This window comes from Rhizobium fabae (genome assembly GCF_003985135.1).
In the GTDB taxonomy this organism is placed as follows: Bacteria; Pseudomonadota; Alphaproteobacteria; order Rhizobiales; family Rhizobiaceae; genus Rhizobium; species Rhizobium pisi.
Map to the genome: position 1 here is coordinate 131,742 of NZ_ML133659.1, position 20,048 is coordinate 151,789.

20 protein-coding genes and 1 pseudogene are annotated in these 20,048 nt (G+C 60.2%); 16 read left to right on the plus strand and 5 right to left on the minus strand.

The features are described 5' to 3' along the window. Window positions 1-46: 46 nt before the first annotated feature. The 3 genes from EFB14_RS27200 (at window position 47) to EFB14_RS27210 (ending at window position 2,577) form a co-directional block, all read left to right on the plus strand. A complete protein-coding gene (locus EFB14_RS27200; protein ID WP_126829599.1) occupies window positions 47-973 on the plus strand; it encodes an ABC transporter ATP-binding protein in 927 nt (308 codons plus the stop codon). Continuing rightward, on the plus strand, window positions 970-1,731 hold the full coding sequence (locus EFB14_RS27205; RefSeq protein WP_126829600.1) for an ABC transporter permease: 762 nt from the start codon (window positions 970-972) through the stop codon (window positions 1,729-1,731). The genes EFB14_RS27200 and EFB14_RS27205 overlap by 4 nt, the downstream gene beginning before the upstream one ends. A gap of 108 nt (window positions 1,732-1,839) precedes the next feature. Next, window positions 1,840-2,577, plus strand: coding sequence for an SDR family oxidoreductase (locus EFB14_RS27210; protein WP_125848059.1), 738 nt, complete (start codon window positions 1,840-1,842; stop codon window positions 2,575-2,577). Here the strand turns inward: EFB14_RS27210 and EFB14_RS27215 are convergent. Next, window positions 2,540-3,463, minus strand: a complete 924-nt coding sequence (locus EFB14_RS27215) for a LysR family transcriptional regulator (RefSeq protein WP_125848057.1) — start codon at window positions 3,461-3,463, stop codon at window positions 2,540-2,542. The genes EFB14_RS27210 and EFB14_RS27215 overlap by 38 nt on opposite strands. Window positions 3,464-3,607: 144 nt before the next feature. Between EFB14_RS27215 and EFB14_RS27220 the strand changes: the two genes are divergently transcribed. The 7 genes and pseudogenes from EFB14_RS27220 to EFB14_RS27250 all read left to right on the plus strand — a co-directional run. Next, window positions 3,608-4,573 carry a LysR family transcriptional regulator gene (locus tag EFB14_RS27220; protein ID WP_125848055.1) on the plus strand — a complete coding sequence of 322 codons (966 nt, stop codon included), beginning with the start codon at window positions 3,608-3,610 and terminating at the stop codon, window positions 4,571-4,573. Window positions 4,574-4,775: 202 nt separating this feature from the next. Then, complete coding sequence (locus EFB14_RS27225) at window positions 4,776-5,789, plus strand: amino acid ABC transporter substrate-binding protein (RefSeq protein WP_126829601.1); 1,014 nt, start codon at window positions 4,776-4,778, stop codon at window positions 5,787-5,789. 55 nt (window positions 5,790-5,844) lie between these two features. Next, the gene (locus tag EFB14_RS27230; protein WP_126829620.1) at window positions 5,845-7,032 is read left to right on the plus strand and encodes an amino acid ABC transporter permease; all 1,188 of its coding nucleotides are present in this window, start codon (window positions 5,845-5,847) and stop codon (window positions 7,030-7,032) included. A gap of 1 nt (window position 7,033) precedes the next feature. After that, window positions 7,034-8,173, plus strand: a complete 1,140-nt coding sequence (locus tag EFB14_RS27235) for an amino acid ABC transporter permease (protein ID WP_126829602.1) — start codon at window positions 7,034-7,036, stop codon at window positions 8,171-8,173. A gap of 157 nt (window positions 8,174-8,330) precedes the next feature. Then, a complete protein-coding gene (locus tag EFB14_RS27240) occupies window positions 8,331-9,563 on the plus strand; it encodes a MalY/PatB family protein (RefSeq protein WP_126829603.1) in 1,233 nt (410 codons plus the stop codon). A 45-nt stretch (window positions 9,564-9,608) separates the two neighbouring features. Next, window positions 9,609-10,370, plus strand: a complete 762-nt coding sequence (locus EFB14_RS27245) for an aspartate/glutamate racemase family protein (protein ID WP_164737592.1) — start codon at window positions 9,609-9,611, stop codon at window positions 10,368-10,370. 358 nt (window positions 10,371-10,728) lie between these two features. Further along, window positions 10,729-12,009, plus strand: a pseudogene (locus EFB14_RS27250) (MFS transporter); the annotation flags it as partial. A gap of 7 nt (window positions 12,010-12,016) precedes the next feature. Here EFB14_RS27250 and EFB14_RS27255 read toward each other — a convergent pair. The 3 genes from EFB14_RS27255 to EFB14_RS27265 are packed head-to-tail and all read right to left on the minus strand — an operon-like array spanning window position 12,017 to window position 13,734. Then, window positions 12,017-12,718: a TIGR02281 family clan AA aspartic protease gene (locus tag EFB14_RS27255; protein WP_126829605.1), complete on the minus strand. Its 702-nt coding sequence runs from the start codon at window positions 12,716-12,718 to the stop codon at window positions 12,017-12,019. Then, entirely contained in the window at window positions 12,715-12,933 is a 219-nt protein-coding gene (locus EFB14_RS27260) for a DUF1289 domain-containing protein (protein ID WP_126829621.1), read from the minus strand. The genes EFB14_RS27255 and EFB14_RS27260 overlap by 4 nt, the downstream gene beginning before the upstream one ends. Window positions 12,934-12,951: 18 nt before the next feature. Then, window positions 12,952-13,734, minus strand: a complete 783-nt coding sequence (locus EFB14_RS27265) for an adenosylcobinamide-GDP ribazoletransferase (protein WP_126829606.1) — start codon at window positions 13,732-13,734, stop codon at window positions 12,952-12,954. A gap of 174 nt (window positions 13,735-13,908) precedes the next feature. On the opposite strand from EFB14_RS27265, the gene cobT reads away from it, so the two are divergent. Both cobT and EFB14_RS27275 read left to right on the plus strand, forming a co-directional pair. Continuing rightward, window positions 13,909-14,925 carry a nicotinate-nucleotide--dimethylbenzimidazole phosphoribosyltransferase gene (gene cobT, locus EFB14_RS27270; RefSeq protein ID WP_125848037.1) on the plus strand — a complete coding sequence of 339 codons (1,017 nt, stop codon included), beginning with the start codon at window positions 13,909-13,911 and terminating at the stop codon, window positions 14,923-14,925. 99 nt (window positions 14,926-15,024) lie between these two features. Next, window positions 15,025-15,414 carry a diacylglycerol kinase gene (locus tag EFB14_RS27275; RefSeq protein WP_126829607.1) on the plus strand — a complete coding sequence of 130 codons (390 nt, stop codon included), beginning with the start codon at window positions 15,025-15,027 and terminating at the stop codon, window positions 15,412-15,414. A 48-nt stretch (window positions 15,415-15,462) separates the two neighbouring features. Here the strand turns inward: EFB14_RS27275 and EFB14_RS27280 are convergent, their stop codons facing one another. After that, the gene (locus EFB14_RS27280; RefSeq protein ID WP_125848033.1) at window positions 15,463-16,998 is read right to left on the minus strand and encodes a sensor histidine kinase; all 1,536 of its coding nucleotides are present in this window, start codon (window positions 16,996-16,998) and stop codon (window positions 15,463-15,465) included. 106 nt (window positions 16,999-17,104) lie between these two features. Here EFB14_RS27280 and EFB14_RS27285 point away from each other — a divergent pair, with 106 nt between their 5' ends. The 4 genes from EFB14_RS27285 to EFB14_RS27305 form a co-directional block, all read left to right on the plus strand. Beyond that, entirely contained in the window at window positions 17,105-17,662 is a 558-nt protein-coding gene (locus EFB14_RS27285; RefSeq protein WP_126829608.1) for a thermonuclease family protein, read from the plus strand. Between the two features lie 4 nt (window positions 17,663-17,666). Further along, the gene (locus EFB14_RS27290; protein WP_126829609.1) at window positions 17,667-18,299 is read left to right on the plus strand and encodes a uracil-DNA glycosylase family protein; all 633 of its coding nucleotides are present in this window, start codon (window positions 17,667-17,669) and stop codon (window positions 18,297-18,299) included. A 70-nt stretch (window positions 18,300-18,369) separates the two neighbouring features. Then, a complete protein-coding gene (locus EFB14_RS27295) occupies window positions 18,370-18,858 on the plus strand; it encodes an Lrp/AsnC family transcriptional regulator (protein ID WP_004678404.1) in 489 nt (162 codons plus the stop codon). Between the two features lie 683 nt (window positions 18,859-19,541). After that, window positions 19,542-20,048, plus strand: a 507-nt coding sequence (locus EFB14_RS27305; RefSeq protein WP_164737593.1) for a porin, incomplete at its 3' end; no start/stop codon positions are given.

Consider the following 20,048-nt stretch of genomic DNA (forward strand, 5'->3'; position numbering starts at 1 on the left):
CTTATATACCGGGACGAAATCACCTTTGGAATCCGCAAGAGCCCACATGGCCCCCATTATTTCCGTCCAGAACCTCACCAAGACCTATGCCAACGGGTTCGTGGCCCTGAAAGGCATCAACCTCGACGTCGAAAAGGGCGAGATCCTGGCACTGCTCGGGCCGAACGGCGCCGGTAAGACGACGCTAATCTCGATCATCTGCGGCATCGCCAATCCGAGCGGCGGGAAGGTGCTGGTCGCCGGCCACGACGTCGTGAAGGAGTTTCGCGCGACCCGCGGGATGATCGGGCTGGTGCCGCAGGAGCTGACGACGGACCAGTTCGAGACGGTTTTCAACACGGTGAGTTTTTCCCGCGGGCTGCATGGCAAGAAGGCCAATCCCGCTCATATCGAGAAGGTGCTGCGGGCGCTCTCGCTGTGGGACAAGAAGGACAATATGCTGCGTCAGCTCTCCGGCGGCATGAAGCGGCGCGTGCTGATCGCCAAGGCTCTCTCGCATGAGCCGGATATTCTTTTCCTCGACGAACCCACAGCCGGCGTCGATGTGACGCTGCGCAAGGACATGTGGCATGTGGTCGAAGAGCTTCGGGCCTCCGGCGTCACCATCATCCTGACCACCCATTATATCGAAGAGGCCGAGGAAATCGCCGATCGCGTCGGCGTCATCAACGGCGGCGAACTGCTGCTCGTCGAGGACAAGAAGGCGCTGATGGCCAAGCTCGGCCGCAAGCAGCTCATTCTCGATCTCAACGAACCGCTCGGCCGCCTGCCGGACTGTTTTGCCGGCAACGGGCTGACGCTGGAAGCTGGCGGCAACCGGCTGACTTACGATTTCGACGCCGACAACGAGCAGGAAAGCATCGCGGCGCTGCTGACCCGGCTCGGCGAGAACAATATTCATTTCAAGGATCTTTCGACGCGGCAGAGCTCGCTCGAAGATATCTTCGTGGCGCTGGTGGGAGCGGACAAATGAACTTCGAGGCGGTCAAATCGATCTATTTCTTCGAGATGGCGCGCACGCGCCGCACGCTACTGCAGAGCGTCATCTCGCCCGTCATCTCGACTTCGCTCTATTTCATCGTCTTCGGCGCGGCCGTCGGCTCGCGCATCCAGGAAGTCGATGGCGTGTCTTACGGCGCCTTCATCACGCCCGGCCTCATCATGCTGACGCTGCTCGGCCAGTGCATCAGCAACGGCTCCTTCGGCATCTATTTCCCGAAATTCACCGGCACGATCTATGAGGTGCTTTCCGCGCCGGTGGCGATGACGGAGATCCTGCTCGGTTATGTCGGGGCGGCCGCGACCAAGGGCGTCATCATCGGCTTCATCATTCTGCTGACGGCCAATCTCTTCGTCGAAGTCCGGATCGAGCATCCCTTCATGATGATCCTGTTCTTCCTGTTGACGGCGATCACCTTCAGCCTGTTCGGCTTCATGATCGGCATCTGGGCCGGCAATTTCGAGCAGCTGAACCTCATTCCCATGCTGGTCGTGCCGCCGCTGACCTTCCTCGGCGGCAGCTTCTATTCCGTCAGCATGCTGCCGCCCTTCTGGCAGGCGGTCAGCCACCTTAACCCGGTGCTCTATCTCGTCAGCGGCTTCCGATGGAGTTTCTACGGGATCGCCGACGTCAATCCGGCGATCAGCCTGGCGATGATTACGGGGTTCCTGGCGATCTGCCTTGGAACGCTCGGCTGGATCTTCAAGACCGGCTTCCGTCTGCGAAACTGACCGCTTCAGCGCCATCATCGGAAAATCCGATGATGCCATCGATTTCTTCCGATTTTTTTCCGCTTCGGCCTGCGGCATCTGCTCTCTCATTCCAAATGGAGATGCAAGATGACAGCTATCAGGATCGAAGATGCGAATGTGTTGATCGTCGGCGGCAGTTCCGGCATGGGGCTGGCGCTTGCCATGCGCCTGCTGGAGGAGGGGGCATCGGTGACGATTGCGGGACGCAGCAAAGACAGGCTCGCCGCGGCCCGCCACCACCTCGCCGACCATCCGAAACTTGAAACGCGCGCCGTCGATATATCGCGGGAGGAGGAAGTCGTCGCACTGTTTCGAACCAGCGGTCCGATGGACCATATCGTCAGCACTGCGGCCGATATCGAAGGGGCCTATCAGCTGCTGCCCTCGCTCGAACTTGCGGCGGCGCAACGGGTGGTCGAGAGCAAGATCTACGGGCCGCTGCTCCTAGCGAAGCATGGCGCCGCCCATCTGCCGCTGTCGGGATCGATCACCTTTACCTCAGGGATTGCGGCCTATCGGCCGGCAGCGCGCGGATCGGTGGTCGCAGCCGTCAATGCCGCGCTCGAGGGCCTCGTCAGGGCGCTTGCGGTCGAACTCGCGCCGATCCGTATCAATGCCGTATCGCCGGGATGGGTGGATACGCCGATCTGGAGCCTCGTTGCCGGCGACGCCAAACAGGCGACGATGGATGCGATGGCCGAGCGCCTGCCTGCCGGCCGCGTCGGCAAGCCGGAGGATATTGCCGATGCGATCCGCTTCCTGATCGGCAACGGCTTCACCACGGGCACTATCCTGCACGTTGAAGGCGGGCATCGGCTGATCTGATCGGCGAAAGGTGCTGGCTTGCCGATTGCAGCACGAGAGCGAGTGCCGGCGGCTGCACGCGCCGGCGCCGCCACATCATCACCAGCGAGGCGGCTGGCGGTTCGCCCGGCCATGGCAGTTCGACGACATTCCCCAGCAACTGACATGACGAGACCGCAAGGCGCGGAACGAGGCCATAGCCCGCGCCTGAGGCAACCAGGCTGATGATCGTCGCGATGCTGTCGGCTTCCGTCACGACGGGCGGCGCCACCATGCCCGCTTCGGCAAAGGCTGTATTAAACAGGTGGCGATAGACGCAACCGGTTTCCGTCGCGACGAAGGGGATGCTGGCCAGCGCGGCGAGGCTTTCGACCGGCCGGGCTTGCGAATCGCGGCCGGCGATCAGCACCAGCGGCTCGCTGGAGATCCGGCGCATGGCGAAGCGCTCATCCTGCTGGCCGCGATCGAAGGTGAAGGCGACATCGATCGAGCCGTCTTGCAGTTGCCCGAGCAATTCGCCGCTGCCGCCGATCCTGAGCTTCAGTCCGATGTCCGGGTTCTCCTTGCCAAGGAGCGACAGCCAAGGGGCGAGCCTTTGGGAAGCGATGGTTTCGAGCGTGCCCAAGGTGATGGATTGTCCGATGCTGCCGGCGGCCGCACGGACGGCAGCCTTTGCCTCGTCGTTCAGCGCCAGGATCTCTTCCGCATAGGTCTTCAGCGTCGCGCCTGCCGGTGTCAGGGCAACGCCCTGTCGGGAGCGCAGGAAGAGTTCGGTGCCGAGCTCTTCTTCCAGCACCTGGATCTGGTCGCTGAGGCTCGACTGGGCGAGATTGACCTCGGCGGCGGCGCGCGTGAGATTTCCGTGTCTGATGACCGCGAGGAATGTCTTCAATTGTCGTGGGTTCATGTCGGGATTCCGCTATGCCGGGACGCGGCCTTGATGAAGACTATCAACAAAGCGGATCGGACGGCAACGTGGGGAGCATCGACGGCGGTATCTTCTTGTCATGCGCCACACGGCATGCTTCGATGAATTCCATGAGCCATTTTCATGGAGTTCGCGATGTCCTCAGACGAGGTTGACCTCAATCTCCTGCGCGTCTTCGATGTGCTGATGCAGGAGAGGAGCGTGACGCGCGCTGCGGATCATCTGGGGCGGACCCAATCGGCAGTCAGTCACTCACTTGCCAAATTGCGCATCCTTTTCAAGGACGAACTCTTTACGCGTGACGGCGGATTGATGAGGCCAACGCCTCGCGCACTGGAGCTCGTCGGGGATTTATCCGATGCTCTCGGAAAGATTCGCGCGTCGATCGGGCGGTACAGGATCTTTGATCCTGCGACGACCGAGCGAAAGTTTCGCGTCGGGCTTACCGATTATCATGCGATGATTTTCATCCCGGGCCTCATTCGCGAATTCTCAAAGCAGGCGCCGCATGCCACGCTCAATGTCATACCGGCTAACCGGGTCGAGGCCGAAAGCACGGATTATTTCCGACAGGTCGATTGCACTTTAACGGGCGCAAATCTCAAGGATGACCCCAATCTGACTAAAATAGAACTTGGACAGGACAGGATGCTCTGTGCCGTTTGGAGCGGCAGCCCGATCGCCAGAAGCCCGTTAAGTCTGGAGACATATCTTGCGGCTTCTCACCTTCAGATTTCCGCCGATGGTCAGTCCGAAGGTTTGGCCGATGGTGCACTTAGAGAGCGCGGCCTCAAGCGAAAGGTGGTAGCCACCATCTCGAATTATCTCGTGATGCCTTGGGTGCTCAGAGGGACCGACCTTATCACCCATTGCGGCGACAGCATTTTTCAAATGCTCGATGAAGCAAGCGAGGTGACGCTTCTCTCGCCTCCCATTCCCATTTCTTCCGTCAGTGCAAATCTCGTGATGCATCGGCAAATGGCTGGCGATCAGGGCGTCCTTTGGCTGCGTCGCTTAATAACAGAATTATATCACGCCGCTCAAATCAGAAAGAATGAAGTAATATTGGCAAAAGACGTGATCGTCTAATTTGTTGTTTTGGCAATTTATCTGATTTGTTCTATGGAATTACCATCGTCGTCCGGTGAATGCACTTCGTTTGTTTCAAGCTATAGCTTGTAAAACGGGTAATGAATTCTGTTCATAAAGTGAATGATGATAATCAATTTGACAAATTAATGGGTCGCGAACCACCCTCCTTTTGCAAATTTCAAAAAAAGGGGATCCTTCCATGCGAAAATTAATGACCGGCGTTCTTGGCGCGGCACTCGCCGCTTATGCGTCCACCGTCTGGGCGGGAACATTGGACGACGTCAAGGCAAAAGGTGTCCTGACCTGCGGGACCAATCCGGCAACGGCCGGTTTCAGCATTCCTGACAATGACGGGAAATGGACAGGCTTCGTCGTCGATTACTGCCGCGCGGTTGCCGCGGGCGTCCTCGGAGATGCCACGAAGGTCAAATTTATCCCGCTCAACGCAAAGGATCGGTTCACCGCGCTCCAGTCCGGCGAGATCGACATCCTGGCGCACAATGCGACATGGACGTCCTCGCGCGACACCTCGCTCGGCATCCTTTTCGCAGGCACTTATTTCTACGACGGCCAAGGTTTTATGGTCCGCAAGTCGGAAAATATTCAGTCTGCCAAGGGTCTGGATGGCGCATCGATCTGCGTTTCACAAGGAACCACCGCAGAGTTGAACCTCGCCGACTACTTCCGCACCAACGGCATGACCTACAGCGCTGTCGGTTTCGCGGATGAAGAGGCTGTCATCAAGGCCTATGAAGAAGGGCGTTGCGACGTTTTCTCCGCCGACACTTCGAGCCTGAACGCTGCGCGTATCCGCATGGCGAAGCCTGACGAGAATGTCGTGCTTCCCGAGATCATTTCGAAGGAGCCGCTGGGGCCGGCGGTCCGGCAAGGCGATGATCAGTGGCTGAACATCGCCAAGTGGACGCTCTATGTCATGGTCGCCGCGGAAGAGTTCGGCGTCAGCTCGAAGAATGTCGACGAAATGAAGAATTCCGACAATCCGAACATCCGCCGCCTGCTGGGCGTTGAAGGAAGCTTCAGCAAGGACATCGGGCTCGGAGAGACCTGGTCTCAGGACATCATCAAGCAGGTCGGCAATTATTCCGAGATTTTCGAGCGTTCGATCGGCAAGGACTCCCCCTTGAAGATAGAACGTGGGGTGAATGCGCTCTGGAACGCCGGCGGCCTCCAGTACGCGCCGCCCATCCGTTGATAAGACGGGGAGGCCGTCGCGAGGAGCGCGGCCTCCTTCCTGTTGGGAGGAACGGATGGTTGACATTTCTCAGCCTGCGCCTGTGCGCAGCACCTTCTCGGTCTACGACAAAAAAGTTCGTGGAATCGCCTACCAGACCGCACTGGCTGTCAGCTTGATGGTGATTGTCGCGGGAGTTACAACCCAGACTGTTTCCAACATGAAACAGCGCGGCATTCCCCTTACTTTTGATTTCTGGAAGCAAACGGCAGGCTTCCAAATCAGTCAGACGCTCATCCCCTACGACACGCTCTCCACCTATGGACAGGCATTTTGGGTGGGCGTTGCGAACACGCTGCTGGTCAGCGCTTTTGGCATCGTGCTTGCCACGATCATCGGTTTCCTGATTGGCATTTCACGCCTTTCCAACAACTGGATCGCCGCCAAGGTCGCGACCTCCTATGTCGAGGTCGTTAGAAATATCCCGCTGCTGCTTCAACTCCTGTTCTGGTACAACGCGGTCCTCAAGCCGCTGCCGGCTCCGAAGGCATCGATCTCCATCCCGGGAGGAATCTACCTCAACAACCGCGGGATCATCATGCCCGCGGTCGAGTTTCAGGCGGGGGCCGGCTGGGTGGGAGCGGCAATCTTTGCCGCGGTCGCTGGCGCCGTTGCATTTGGCGCCTACGCCCGGACCGTCCAGAAGCGAACCGGCCGCCAACTTCCGGTCCTGCGGGTCGCCATCGTTGTTCTCATCGGGTTGCCGCTGCTTGCCTCTCTGGCAGCGGGTCGCCCGTGGACCTTCTCCTATCCGGAGTTGAAGGGCTTCAATTTCCGCGGCGGCCAGCAGATTTATCCTGAATTCGCAGCGCTGCTGATCGGCCTTTCCGTTTACACGGCGTCATTTATCGCCGAGATCGTCCGCGGCGGCATCCAGGCCGTCTCCAAAGGGCAAACAGAGGCGGCCCACGCACTCGGTCTTTCGCACGGCAAGACGCTGCGCCTGGTGATCGTTCCGCAAGCTTTGCGGATCATCATCCCGCCCTTGACCAGCCAATACCTGAACCTGATCAAGAACTCATCGCTCGCCGTCTTCATTGGCTACCCGGACCTGGTTCAGGTCTTTGCCGGATCGGTTCTCAATCAAACGGGCGCGGCAGTCCAGGTGATGGCCATAACGCTTGCGGCCTACCTGGTCATTTCCCTGATCACATCGGCCGCAATGAACACCTTCAACCAGTATTTCGCGCTCGTGGAGAGATGAGATGAACGACACTCTTCCTGCTGCGGCTACATATCGATACGAATACCTTCCGGCCGTTCCCCCGCCGGCGGGCATCCGGCCTGGTCCCATATCCTGGGCGCGAGAGAATCTGTTCTCAAGTCCGTTCTCATGCTTTTTGACGGTGTGCTTCACTGCGCTGGCGATATGGCTCATTTCCCAGTTCGTCGGCTTTGCGCTGATCAAGGCGGTGTGGAGCGGCGACAGCGAGACTTGCCGCGCCAATCCTGACGGTGCGTGCTGGTCCTTCATCAGCGCCAAGCTGAACTATCTCCGGTACGGAGCCTATCCGGCATCCGAGCGCTGGCGCGTTGACTTAACGCAGGTGATGGGCGCTGCCCTGGTCGGCTGGCTCCTGTGGCGGAATGCCCCGCGTCGGAACATGGCGGCGGTGCTGTTCTTCGGAATCTACCCGATTGCGGCGTTTGTGCTGCTTCGCGGCGTCGAAACGATCGGTCTGCCTGTCATAGACACAACGCTCTGGGGCGGGATGATGATCACGCTCCTGATGTCGGTCGTCGGGATCGTGTTTTCGCTGCCGATCGGCATCGTTCTCGCACTCGGCAGACGCTCCGAGCTCCCGATCATCAAGGCCGTCTGTGTCTTCTATATCGAGGTTGTCCGGGGCGTACCGTTCATCACCGTACTCTTCATGGCGAACTTCATGATGCCGCTGTTCGTGCCCGAGGCGCTGACGCCGGACAGACTTCTGCGGCCAATGATCGGCACTGCGCTGTTTTCGGCGGCCTACATGGCGGAAGTGGTTCGAGCCGGACTGCAGGCCATGCCTAAAGGGCAATATGAAGGGGCTCAGGCCCTCGGCATCGGATATTTCACGATGATGAGGCTCATCATCCTGCCCCAGGCGCTCACGATCGTCATTCCCGGTATCGTTTCGACGTTCATCGGGCTTTTCAAGGATACGACACTCGTCGCAATCGTCGGCATCGCAGACTTCCTGCGCGCGGTCGAAACCGCCCGTATCGATCCAAACTGGGCCGGTCCGACCATCTCGTCAACCGGTTATCTGTTCGCCGCGATCCTCTACTGGATCTTCTGCTTCGGGATGTCCCGGTACTCCCATTCGGTGGAACGTCACCTCGCGCGCGGCCACAAATCATAGGAAAAGTCGATGTTGAACAATCCAAAACACACGCCAGCCGGCGGGGTCAGAACAGTCCCCGTTGAGAGCGATTGCAGCAATTCTTGCGGCGGATCCTGCGGTGGCAGCTGCCTGCTCGCGGTGGTTCATGGTGAATTTCTACTAGGAAACTGAAGCAATGACATACTCTGAGACAAGTGTACCGGCGGCCGGGAAGCTGGCCGCGGAAGAGCGGAGCTTTGACACCATCCATGATCGCAGCCAGTTCGGATCTGCGAAATGGGCCAACCAATGGGACGAATTTTCTCCCCGCGTGCAAGGCGACGGATTGGTGTCTTTATGGACGGCCGATATGGATTTCCGCGCACCGGAGCCGGTGATTGCGCGGCTTCGGGAGGCCGTCGACCATGGGATCTACGGCTATACCAAGCGTGATCCGGCCCATTACGACATCGTGAAATCGTGGTTCGAGCGGCGTCATGGTTGGAGCGTGGGTGTTGAAACGCTCCTTCCTGCCCCGGCAATCATGCCTTCGGTAGCGGCCATTCTGCGCACATTTACCCAACCTGGCGACGGCGTGATCGTGCAGGCTCCGGTCTATTCGCCATATTTCCAGGTCATTAGGGATAATGGCAGGAACCTTCTTATCAACCGCCTCAAGCTTGTGAACGGTGCCTATGAACTGGACCTGGACGATTTTGAACGCCAGGCCGCGAGTGGCGCACGGGCATTCCTGCTGTGCAACCCCCATAATCCGGCAGGGAAGGCCTGGACGCGAGAGGAACTTGAGTGTCTCGACGCTCTCTGCGAGCGATACGGCATTCTGGTCATCTCCGACGACATTCATTGCGATATTCGGCTGAACGACCGACCGCACATTGTCTACTCCTCGATCAGTGACGGGGCGGCGGCGAGATCCTTCATCTGCACGGCCCCCACCAAAACATTCAATCTGGCTGGCGTGCCAGCCGCGACGCTTTCCGTTGCCGATCCGAAACGTCGCGAGGAATTGTTTCAGGTGATGCAGGCATCGTTCATGCTGAACGCGAACTACTTCGGGCGATTGGCCCTAGAGATTGCATATACCTCGGGCGACCCGTGGCTCGACGCCCTGACCTCTTATGTGCGCGAGAACGTGCGCCTCGTCTGCGACGTTGCGGCAAGTGCACTGCCCGGTGTCCTTCCGATGCGGCCGGACGCTTCCTTCCTGGTGTGGCTGGACGCGCGGGAACTGGATGCGAGAGTTGACGGGGTGCACCGCTTCTTCGTCGAGCGGGCTGGTGTCAATCTCTATGATGGACGCGTCTATGGACCCGGTGGAGAGGGCTTCATTCGCCTCAATGTCGGTTGCCCTCGAACGGTTCTTGCGCAAGCGCTGGAACGGATGACAAGCGCGCTCAGATCCCTGTAGCGCGATAACTCACCGCTCGTTCCCGGAATAAACATGGAGGGTTCAATGGCCCGTTTGCTTGTGATTAATCCAAACACGTCGACACGCGTAAGCCAGAAAATCGACGCCCTCGTGCGAGACGAGATCGGCGCGACGGCCGAGATCCATGTCGTTACTTCAGACTATGGATTCGACTATATCTCGACGCGGTGCGGCGTTGCGATCGCAGCCCATGCCGTTCTCGACGCGGCCGCCAAATTCATCGTCGATCAATTCATACCCGATGCGATTCTCTTGGCCTGCTTTGGTGACCCCGGAAGGGAAGCGCTTAGTGAACTCACCGGCCTTCCGGTCGTCGGTTTCGCCGAAGCGGGACTGCGAGCCGCCGCGGCGGAGCCGGGCACGACGCTCGTTGCCACAAAGGGAAGCCTATGGTGCGAGATGTTGGGTGAATTGGTTCAGGGGCTTGGGATCAGCGATAAAATCGCAGGCATACGATCCGTCGAGCATCTCGACGACGGCCGCTCAATCGCGAAGTTTCTTGCCGCCACGGCTGCGGAGATCGGAGCCAGCCGAATCGTACTTGGCGGGGCAGGGCTGATCGGAATCCTTCCGGAGGTGATCGCGACATCAGAGGTTCCTGTCCTCGATCCGCACCGCATCGCGATCAGGAAGGCTGTTGAAATGGGCAGAAGCGCGGGCCATTCAAAGGCCGTGCAACCATCGCCACAAACTCCCGTGGGACTGTCTCGTGCACTTTGCACCCTGCTCGACAGGCGGACAGCCGGACGTTCAGCCAGCCATGCGCATTCCGTCAGGAACTGCTGACCAGGAGGGCGCCCGACAGGATGAGGAGGGTGCCGGCGGCGAGCTTGACCATGTCGACCTGCCGTAAAGCCGTATCGCGCAGACGTTCCCGCGGCCTGACTTCGTGGACTTGTATTGCAACGAGCGCTGAAACCCCACGTTGACGAGATGGAAATATCTGTCTAGCTATAGCGGTCATGAAGATCGCAATGGTTCTTGTCGTGGTGATAGGGCGCATGGGCAGGATGGTGTAACCATCCGGCGATCAGCCCCATGCGCGGACAATCAAGCTCCTGACGGGGCTTTTTTTGTGCCCTGAATTTGCGCTTCGCCCCCGTCGGATTTCCCACACCATCTCGCTGACAAGACGGGCAAGACCATGACTCGCGATAATTCCGTTCAGACTTCCGCCGGCCGCATGACCGGGGAAGCGGCCGCGCCTTCGACGGCGGCTCCCCGACGCTCGATTCTCCTTCTGCTGACCGCACTCTCCGTGCTGCCGGTCACCATATATCTGCCCGTGTTGCCAAACATCGCAGTCGCATTCCGGGCCGATTTCGCGCTCGTCTATCTTTCGATTGCGGGCTATGCGATCGTCAGTGCCCTGACGGAAATCATCGCTGGCGCGATGTCGGATCGATATGGGCGCAGGCCGGTCGCGCTGACGGCCGTTTCGATTTTCATCGTTGCGTCCATCGGTTGCGCCCTTGCGCCCAATATCGGCATTTTCCTTCTGTTTCGCGTGATGCAAGCCTCTATCGCCGCCTGCTTCTGTGTTGCTCTCGTCGTTATCAAGGAGACGGCGGGCGAACGCCAGGCTGCCAGCAGGATCGGCTACGCCGCCATGGGATGGGCGATTGCCCCCATGCTCGGTCCCACCTTCGGCGGCGTCCTGGACGAAATGTTCGGGTGGCGGGCGATCTTCGTTAGCCTTGCATTACTCGGCGCGGCCATCCTCGCCTTATCCATGCGCGAGTAGAAGGAAACGTCCGGGCATATGCCGAAGCCGCGGGGTAACTACTTCGTCTCCTATGGGCAGTTGCTCAGTTCAACGCGGTTCTGGGGTTATGCCCGGTGCATGGCCTGCTCCATGGGCACGCTTTATATCTTCCTTGGCGGCGCATCGCTGGCCGTTGGCAGTTCGCTCGGCGGATCCAGTGCGAAACTGGGCTTCTTCATGGGAATGGTTCCGGCAGGGTTCATTCTGGGCAGCTATCTCGCCGCCCGTTTCACCGGCAAATCGCTCGGCACGACCCTCGTCATTGCGCGCCTATCGACGTGCATGGGTCTGTTGCTGGGGCTGGTGCTCTCGATGTCAGGCGTCACGCATGTCCTGGCGTTTTTCGGACCGTGCATCTTCATCGGCATTGGCAACGGACTGACCTTTCCCGCCGCCAATCTGGGTGTCATGTCCGTTCGCGCCAATCTCGCAGGCACGGCGGCGGGCCTTGCCGCCGCAATGTCGATCGCCGGCGGCGCGTTGATCGCCTCGATTGCCGGACTGTTTCTGCGGGAGGCGGGCGCAATTCCCAGCCTCTTCCTGATGTCGCTGACATCGGCATCGCTTGCCTTGTCGGCAGCGTTACTTACAGCTCTTGTCGACCGGCGGCTCGCGGGCCGGCTTCCTGATGGAGAACCCGCCGAAAGCGGTGAGGCGGGCCGCGGCCTCAATCGCGAATGCGGAGTTCGTCAGTCTGCATCTGCAGGGAGCCGAGGGTTTCCAGGAAGCTCATGCCGAGCAGGCTCTGATCGAGCCTGCCGTCCTCGGCAACGCTGGCTGCGACATTGTTGCGGACGATCGGGCCGATCGCCACCTGGTCGAGCGTGACGGGAGCTGCGCGGCCGCGACCATTGGCGGTCATCACGGTCATGGAATAGGTGAGGCGGGAGAGGTCGATGCCGATCCGCCTGGCATCCTCCTGCGAGAGTGCCACCATGCTCGAGCCGGTGTCGACGAGCATTTCGATCGTCCGGCCATTGACGCTGACGTCGGCTTCGAAATGGCCGTTCAGCAGCTTGTGAAGGATGATTTCCTGGCCGCCGCCGCTGGTCGTGACGACGACGGCCCGTCCGGGAACGAGGCCGGCAAGCAGCCGGTTGCCGACGCCGAGCGCCTCCTGGCGGTAGAGGTAGACGGTGACGAGGGCGAGGATGATGACCAGCCAGATCATCATCTGGCGCATTGTCTCACCGACGTTGCGCCGGCTTCCCCAGATGCCGGCCGACAGCATCAGTGCAATCGGCAGCAGATAGACGGCGCGGCCGAACTCGTCGCTCTGCAGGCCGAGGATACGGCCGCTATCATTGTTGATGATCAGCGCGGCAAGGCCGATGCCGATCACGACGAGAAGGATGATGAGACGGATCATAAAGGCCTCTCCGGCCCGCCGGCGAAATTCGCCTTTGCGTGGTTTGACACCGTGACCGCGCCTGCCAGCCTTGCCGGCAGCAGTGTCATGATCCGCTGGCGCTCGGCGTCGGAAAAGCTCATCCAGCCGCCGATTTCCTGGAGAGTCCGTCCGCATCCGGCGCAAAATCCGGAGGTGGGATCCATGGAGCAGACGTGAATGCACGGTGTTTGCATGAAAGACATATCGGAATTTCAAAGAGCTGTGGCAAGGGCGCAGACGGCGGCGATCTCGCAAATCTGCTGCGTCGCGCCGAGCGTGTCGCCGGTGTGACCGGCAAGCTGGCGGCGGATGAAGGCTGTGAAGGCAACCGCTGCGATGCCGGTGGCGAGCAGGCTTGCGACGAGCGGCCGCAGGCCGAATGCCGGCCCGATCAGGAGCGCTGCGAGCAGGCAGGCTGCAACGAGCGCAAACTGCATCGCCGCCTCGTCCGGCTGGCCGGTGGAGGCGGCCACGCCATCGAGCTTTGCGGCCGGAAGCCGCTGCCAGTGCCAGGCGATGGTGCCGCGGCTCAGCGCTGCGACGGCCGGGACGGCGAGGGCTGCGGCGAGGGGCGAGGAGTGGCGGGCAAGGGCGGAAAGCGCGGCGGCGCGGATCGCAAACGAGAGGATCAGCGCTATCGCGCCGTAGGTGCCGATCCGGCTGTCCTTCATGATGATGAGGGCCTGCTCGCGGCTCTTGCCGCCGCCGATGCCGTCGGCCGTGTCGGCAAGGCCGTCCTCGTGCAGCGCGCCGGTGACGAGGGCCTGGATGGAAAGAGCGATCAGCGCCGCCATCAACGGATCGGCACGCAGGCCCAAAAGCAGGAGGAGGGCGAGGCCGGGAACAAAGCCGATAACGATGCCGGCAAAAGGAAAGGCGCGCACCAGCCGGCCAAGCCTGCCGTCATAGCCCGTAAACATCGATTGCGGCATGGGAATACGGCTCAAGAAGGCGACGGCGCGGGCGGTATCAACCGCATAGTCCTTGATCTTCATTCTGCTTCGTTCTGCCGGAGGCCTCGGCTTATGGTCGCGGCGGCGCTTTTGGTGTTGTTCGCCTCGTCCGGCGGCTTTAAGAGAGTTGCCACCGCAAAGAAGCTGATTTGCGCGACGCAAACAAGTGGTTTGCGTGAAAACAAGAATACCTGGATTCATAGGAAAACCGCACAGATGAGCGTTTCAGGCCTGCCGTTCGACGATTTCCGTACCCTGCTCCGCGACCTGCCGGGGCCGGATGCCCGTGCGCTGGTGGCCGCGCGCGAACGTGACGCGCAACTGACCAAGCCGCCGGGCGCGCTCGGACGACTTGAGGAAATCGCCTTCTGGCTTGCCGCCTGGACGGGCCGCACACCTGCTGTCAACCGGCCGCTTGTGGCGATCTTCGCTGGCAATCATGGCGTCACCAAGCAGGGGATCACGCCCTTTCCGCCCGCTGTCACGCAGCAGATGGTCGAGAACTTCGCGGCCGGCGGCGCTGCGATCAATCAGATCTGCGTCGCCTACGATCTCGGGCTGAAGGTTTTCGATCTGGCGCTCGATTATCCCACAGGCGACATCACCGAAGAGGCAGCGCTTTCCGAGCGCGATTGCGCCGCGACCATGGCCTTCGGCATGGAGGCGATCGCCGGCGGCACTGACCTGCTCTGCATCGGCGAGATGGGCATTGGCAACACGACGATCGCCGCGGCGATCAACTATGCGCTCTACGGCGGTTCTGCGCGTGACTGGGTCGGCCCCGGCACCGGCTCGGAAGGCGAGATGCTGGAGCGCAAGATCGCGGCGGTGGAAAGAGCGGTGGAGCTTCACAGCGACCATCTCGACGATCCCCTCGAAATCATGCGCCGGCTCGGCGGCCGCGAGATCGCGGCAATGGCCGGCGCTATCCTCGCCGCGCGCATGGAACGCATTCCGGTGCTGATCGACGGCTACGTCGCAACTGCGGCAGCGGCGATCCTGAAAGCCGCCAATCCGTCGGCGCTCGACCATTGCCTGATCGGCCACGTCTCTGCGGAACCTGCGCATCTGCGCTCGATCGAGATGCTCGGCAAGACGCCGCTACTGGCGCTCGGCATGCGGCTCGGCGAAGGCACCGGCGCGGCGCTGGCCGCCGGCATCGTCAAGGCGGCCGCCGCTTGTCATTCCGGCATGGCGACGTTTGCCCAGGCGGGTGTGGCCAACAAGCATTGAGAGCGGCTGGCGTGCTGCGCCGGCCGCGGGCGGATCGGCTTGCGCCGCTCAGCCTGATTTTGTATTTGCGTATTCGCTCATCAAAGAGGAGAGGTCGTCTTGACGAAGCCTGCGGTGACGAAGGAGACCGGACTTCGGCATTTCATCGCCGCCGCCAGCTATTCCTGGGCAGGCTTCCTGCGCGTGCTGAAAGAGGCGGCCTTCCGCCAGGAGCTTGGTTTCTTCGTCGTTTCGATCGCGGCGCTGGCGATGGTGGGCGCGAGTGCCGGCGAACTCGTCGTCGCGGTGCTTTTGTTTCTCGGGCTGTTTTCGATGGAGGCGATGAATACCGCCGTCGAAGAGGTGATCGACCGGATTTCGCCGGAGATTTCGATCGTCGGCAAACATGCCAAGGATCTCGGTTCCTTCGCGGTGACCTGCATGATTGCCGCCTGCTGCCTTTATCTCGGCTTCGTTCTCGGCAAGCATCTGTTCTTTGGAACCGCATGATGTTGTCCGAAAACCGCTCCCACTTTTCGGCATCATGCTGTAGCTGAATCAGGCAAAGCTCCGGCGCTTGCGGGCGACCGCATGTGCTTCTTCCACGGCCGGCAGGCTCTGGAGCACGCGCTTCGCCGGCAGGATGGCAATGACCTCGGTGCCTTCGCGCAGCTTCGATTTCAGCAGAAATTGCCCGTCATGTTTGGCAAGGATCGCCTGGACGATCGGCAGGCCGAGGCCCGTGCCCTGTTCGGCGCTCTTGATGGCGATCGAACCCTGACCGAAGGCCGACAGCACCACCGGAATCTCGTCTTCCGGAATGCCGGGGCCGTTGTCCTTGATCGAGATATATTGTCCGCCGCCGGCGGTCCAGCCGACCTTGACATGGATCTCCCCGCCCTGCGGCGTGAACTTGACGGCATTGGAGAGGAGATTGAGCACCACCTGGCGCATGGACTTCTCGTCCGCCCAGATGGCCGGCAATTGCCGCTCGAACTGATCCGATATGGCAATGTTCTTGGCGCGGGCGCGCAGCTGGACCATGCCGATGCAATCCTCGGTGATATCGAGAAGCGAGATCGCTTCCTCGCTCAGCTCGTATTTGCCGGCTTCGATGCGCGAGAGGTCGAGGATCTCGTTGATGAGATCGAGCAGATGCTGGCCGGAGCGATGAATGTCGCCGGCATATTCCTTGTAGGTCGGGTTGGCGAGCGGGCCCAACACTTCGGCCGACATTACCTCGGAGAAACCGAGGATGGCGTTGAGCGGGGTTCTGAGCTCGTGCGACATGGAGGCGAGGAAGCGGGATTTGGCGAGGTTTGCTTCTTCGGCGCGGCGGCGGGCCTCGTCCGACATGGATTTCGCCACTTCCAGCTCGGCGATCAGATCATCCTTTTCCGACTGGTAGGAGAGGATCATGAGGTTCGATTTGAAGAGCCGGTCGCTGATGTAGCTGAAGAAGACGACTGTGGTGGTGAAGACCGCCGTCAGGCTGATTTCGAGAAGGTCGCGCGACAGGCCGCTCTTGGCGCCGAGCGCCAGAACCGCCGGAGAGAAGGCGACGAGCACGGACGGTGTCAGCATGAAGTTCGACATCGCCGTGACGGAGAGCGCGATCAACAGCGTCGCGCCCTTATAAAGAATGAAGCTCGACGGCTCGCAGGTGTCGCAGCCCTGCAGCGCAAAGATCGCCCAGCAGCAGCCGAGCAGGAACTGGCCGAAGAGCAGCAGGCGGCGCCATCTGCGAGCGCTTTCGGCGGTGATTTCCTGCCTGCGGGCGCGCCGGGCAAGCAGGATGTTGCCGGCGTGGCAGGTGAGCGTCAGCAGCGCCCAGAAAAGCAATTGCGTGTTCTGGGTGAAGTAAACGCCGAGCGCGGTGATGATGACGACGAAGAGCGGCATGATCGTCGCGCCCTGCAGCACCGACGTCACGTACATTTTAAGTACATCGCGGTCGAAGGAGGAATTGGACGCATGACCAGACTGAAGACGTTCGCGCGTCTGCCGCACAGCCTTGGAGACGGCCTTGTTGCGGTGGCTGCGCGACTTGTCGACGATAATCTTGTCGGTCGATGTGCTTACGCCGGTACTCATGTGCACGTTGAAACTTCATCCCAGGGTGGATAAGAGCTTAACCGACAATTCTTAAGAAGATGTTTGCCATCTTTGCCAAGGATTTGTTTTTTAAGGAGGCAAAAGCGTGACACGGGGCCTGCGCCTGATTCGCGACGGCGTGACTGCCTTTGCCTTGCTGGCGCTCGTCGCACTGATCGCCGCCAAGCTCAACGATGCTGATAAAATCGAGCATACCGGCGCCTTCCGCGCGGCAGACGGAGACAGCCTGACATTGGGAACAGATCGTTTGCGTCTCGAAGGCATCGATGCGCCGGAGCTTAACCAGAGCTGCGAGCGGGACGGGAAGGCCTGGACCTGCGGGCGGGTGGCGCGCGAGACACTCCAGGACATGGTGCTGGCATCGGGAACGGTATGTCAGGGCAGCCGTCGCGATCGCTACGACAGGTTGCTCGTCGTCTGCCGGAGCGGAACGGGCGAGGACATCAATGCCGCCATGGTGCGCCGGGGTATGGCCATCTCCTATGGTGGATATGGCAAGGAAGAGACCGAGGCGAGAGCTGCGAAGGCAGGGCTTTGGGCCGGGACTTTCGAGCGGCCGCGCGATGTGCGCGACCATGCGCGCGCGGCTTCCGGTTTCGACCGCACCCTGCGCTTCCTCGAGAAGATTGCCGGATGGGAGTAGAGACATGATCGACGAAGCCATGCTAGAGGCGCTGCGGCAGGAGATCGCCCTTTGCCGCATCTGTCGTGACGCGCCGGCAAGAGGCCCGGAGGATCGACTGCCGCATGAGCCGCGGCCGGTGGCTGTGATCTCGTCGAACGCGCGCATCCTGATCGCCGGCCAGGCGCCGGGACTTCGAGTGCATGAGAGCGGCCTGCCGTTCGACGACGCTTCTGGCGACCGGTTGCGATCATGGCTCGGCGTTGACAGGGCAAGTTTCTACGACCGCGACCGATTCGCCATCGTGCCGATGGGCTTCTGCTTTCCTGGCTACGACGACAAGGGCGGGGATCTGCCGCCGCGTCGCGAATGCGCGCCGATCTGGCGGCAGAGGGTGATTTTGGCCATGCCGCAGATCGAGCTGGTGCTGGTCATCGGCCAATATGCGCAGGCCTGGCATATGGCTGGCGCCAGGCGGGACAACATGACGGAGACGGTGCGGGCATGGCGCGACAGCCTTCTTTCCAACCGATCGCCGGCCGTGCTGCCGCTGCCGCATCCGAGCTGGCGCAACAGCGGCTGGCTGAAGCGCAATCCTTGGTTTGAGGAAGAATTGCTCCCGGTCTTGCGGGAACGGACGAGAATGCTGCTTTTCTGAAACAAAATTCTTTTCGTTGCGCGGAATCGCGTTATACAAAGAAAAATAATTCGAAAGGACTGTTGTGCGCATGGACCGCCTCGACCGCAAAATACTACGTCTGCTGCAAGAAGACTCGACCCTTGCCGTTGCCGATCTCGCCAAGAAAGTAGGGCTTTCGACGACACCATGCTGGCGGCGCATCCAGAAGATGGAGGAAGACGGCGTCATCAAGCGTCGGGTCGCCATCCTCGATCCGGAGAAGGTCAATACCAAGGTCACCGTTTTCGTGTCGATTCGCACGGCAACCCATTCGATCGAATGGCTGCGGCGCTTTTCCGAGGTGGTCGCCGAATTCCCCGAAGTGGTCGAATTCTACCGGATGAGCGGTGATGTCGATTATCTCCTGCGAGTCGTCGTGCCTGACATCGCCGCCTATGATGCCTTCTACAAGCGGATGATCGCCAAGATCGAGATTCGCGACGTCTCCTCCGCCTTTGCGATGGAGCAGATCAAGTATTCGACTCAGTTGCCGCTCGACTACATGATCCTTGAGAACGCCAAGTCCAACGAAGACTGAGTCTCGACGTGCGGCCTGCTTGCCCAGGCGCGTGAGAGCACGATCGGACGAAGAGTAGCATCGCGTGCGGCATTCCCATGACAAGCGGGAATGCCGCCCGACGTTGCCACGCTGAGGGGTGAAATATGCCGCCTCGGTCTAGAAAAGCCCCAAAAACAGCAAAAAAATGCGCCAATCGCGGCGAAATCCTGGAAAAATATATAGCCTGATAACAATTGCGGGCGTATGTTGCGTAGAACCAGTGGGCGCTATGTCATCATTTTGTCTCATTGGTACCGAAATTAGAACACCGTGTTCCAAACCGCCGCCTTGCTTGTGTTCATTAGCCGGCGGTAGAACTTATGAACATTCACCAATGTGTTCGACAGGGTTCGAACGGTGAAGAATTCGATGATGGGTGTAGCGGTTGCGGCTTGCGATGGAGGATTTCCGTCGCGGAGCCGTTTGTTGTGTTTTCTGCCTAATTCTCTGATATTGTTGTATAAAAATCACGGCGTCGGGTAAAGTTGCCTAGGGAGGCCCGTCTGGCGTGTATCGAGAATTGCTTGATAGCGCCTTGTATGTGATGACGGTTTGGCGGTTCGATCGATCCGCACGCCGAGATGGCTGTTCAAACTGGGCCGGCTTCAAATCGACTACCCGATTGGAAGCTAGCCCCGATCGACAAAGGAATGGATTGGTAAATGAACATCAGAATGGTTTTGCTAGCATCAGCAGCAGCATTTGCTGCATCGACGCCGGTTCTTGCAGCTGACGCTATTGTTGCTGCTGAGCCGGAACCGGTTGAATATGTTCGCGTCTGCGACGCTTACGGCACCGGCTACTTCTACATCCCGGGCACCGAAACCTGCCTCAAGATCGAAGGCTACATCCGTTTCCAGGTTAACGTTGGCGAAGACGTCGGCGGCGATTCTGACTGGGATGCAGTGACCCGCGGTCAGGTTCAGTTCACGGCCAAGAGCGACACCGAGTATGGTCCGCTGACCGGCGTCATCGTCATGCAGTTCAATGCTGACAATGCGTCGACTCAGGAAGCCAAGCTCGACTCCGCTTATCTCGACATCGCGGGCTTCCGCGCTGGTCTGTTCTACAGCTGGTGGGACGATGGCCTCTCGGGTGAAACCGATGACATCGGTTCGGTCGAAACGCTGCACAACTCCATCCGCTATCAGTATGAAAGCGGCGACTTC

Bases quoted from the DNA above. Each gene is read 5' to 3' on its own strand.
- EFB14_RS27200 (WP_126829599.1), top strand. From the start codon at position 47: ATGGCCCCCATTATTTCCGTCCAGAACCTCACCAAGACCTATGCCAAC.
- EFB14_RS27205 (WP_126829600.1), top strand. From the start codon at position 970: ATGAACTTCGAGGCGGTCAAATCGATCTATTTCTTCGAGATGGCGCGC.
- EFB14_RS27210 (WP_125848059.1), top strand. From the start codon at position 1,840: ATGACAGCTATCAGGATCGAAGATGCGAATGTGTTGATCGTCGGCGGC.
- EFB14_RS27215 (WP_125848057.1), bottom strand. From the start codon at position 3,463: ATGAACCCACGACAATTGAAGACATTCCTCGCGGTCATCAGACACGGA.
- EFB14_RS27220 (WP_125848055.1), top strand. From the start codon at position 3,608: ATGGAGTTCGCGATGTCCTCAGACGAGGTTGACCTCAATCTCCTGCGC.
- EFB14_RS27225 (WP_126829601.1), top strand. From the start codon at position 4,776: ATGCGAAAATTAATGACCGGCGTTCTTGGCGCGGCACTCGCCGCTTAT.
- EFB14_RS27230 (WP_126829620.1), top strand. From the start codon at position 5,845: ATGGTTGACATTTCTCAGCCTGCGCCTGTGCGCAGCACCTTCTCGGTC.
- EFB14_RS27235 (WP_126829602.1), top strand. From the start codon at position 7,034: ATGAACGACACTCTTCCTGCTGCGGCTACATATCGATACGAATACCTT.
- EFB14_RS27240 (WP_126829603.1), top strand. From the start codon at position 8,331: ATGACATACTCTGAGACAAGTGTACCGGCGGCCGGGAAGCTGGCCGCG.
- EFB14_RS27245 (WP_164737592.1), top strand. From the start codon at position 9,609: ATGGCCCGTTTGCTTGTGATTAATCCAAACACGTCGACACGCGTAAGC.
- EFB14_RS27255 (WP_126829605.1), bottom strand. From the start codon at position 12,718: ATGATCCGTCTCATCATCCTTCTCGTCGTGATCGGCATCGGCCTTGCC.
- EFB14_RS27260 (WP_126829621.1), bottom strand. From the start codon at position 12,933: ATGCAAACACCGTGCATTCACGTCTGCTCCATGGATCCCACCTCCGGA.
- EFB14_RS27265 (WP_126829606.1), bottom strand. From the start codon at position 13,734: ATGAAGATCAAGGACTATGCGGTTGATACCGCCCGCGCCGTCGCCTTC.
- cobT (WP_125848037.1), top strand. From the start codon at position 13,909: ATGAGCGTTTCAGGCCTGCCGTTCGACGATTTCCGTACCCTGCTCCGC.
- EFB14_RS27280 (WP_125848033.1), bottom strand. From the start codon at position 16,998: ATGAGTACCGGCGTAAGCACATCGACCGACAAGATTATCGTCGACAAG.
- EFB14_RS27290 (WP_126829609.1), top strand. From the start codon at position 17,667: ATGATCGACGAAGCCATGCTAGAGGCGCTGCGGCAGGAGATCGCCCTT.
- EFB14_RS27295 (WP_004678404.1), top strand. From the start codon at position 18,370: ATGGACCGCCTCGACCGCAAAATACTACGTCTGCTGCAAGAAGACTCG.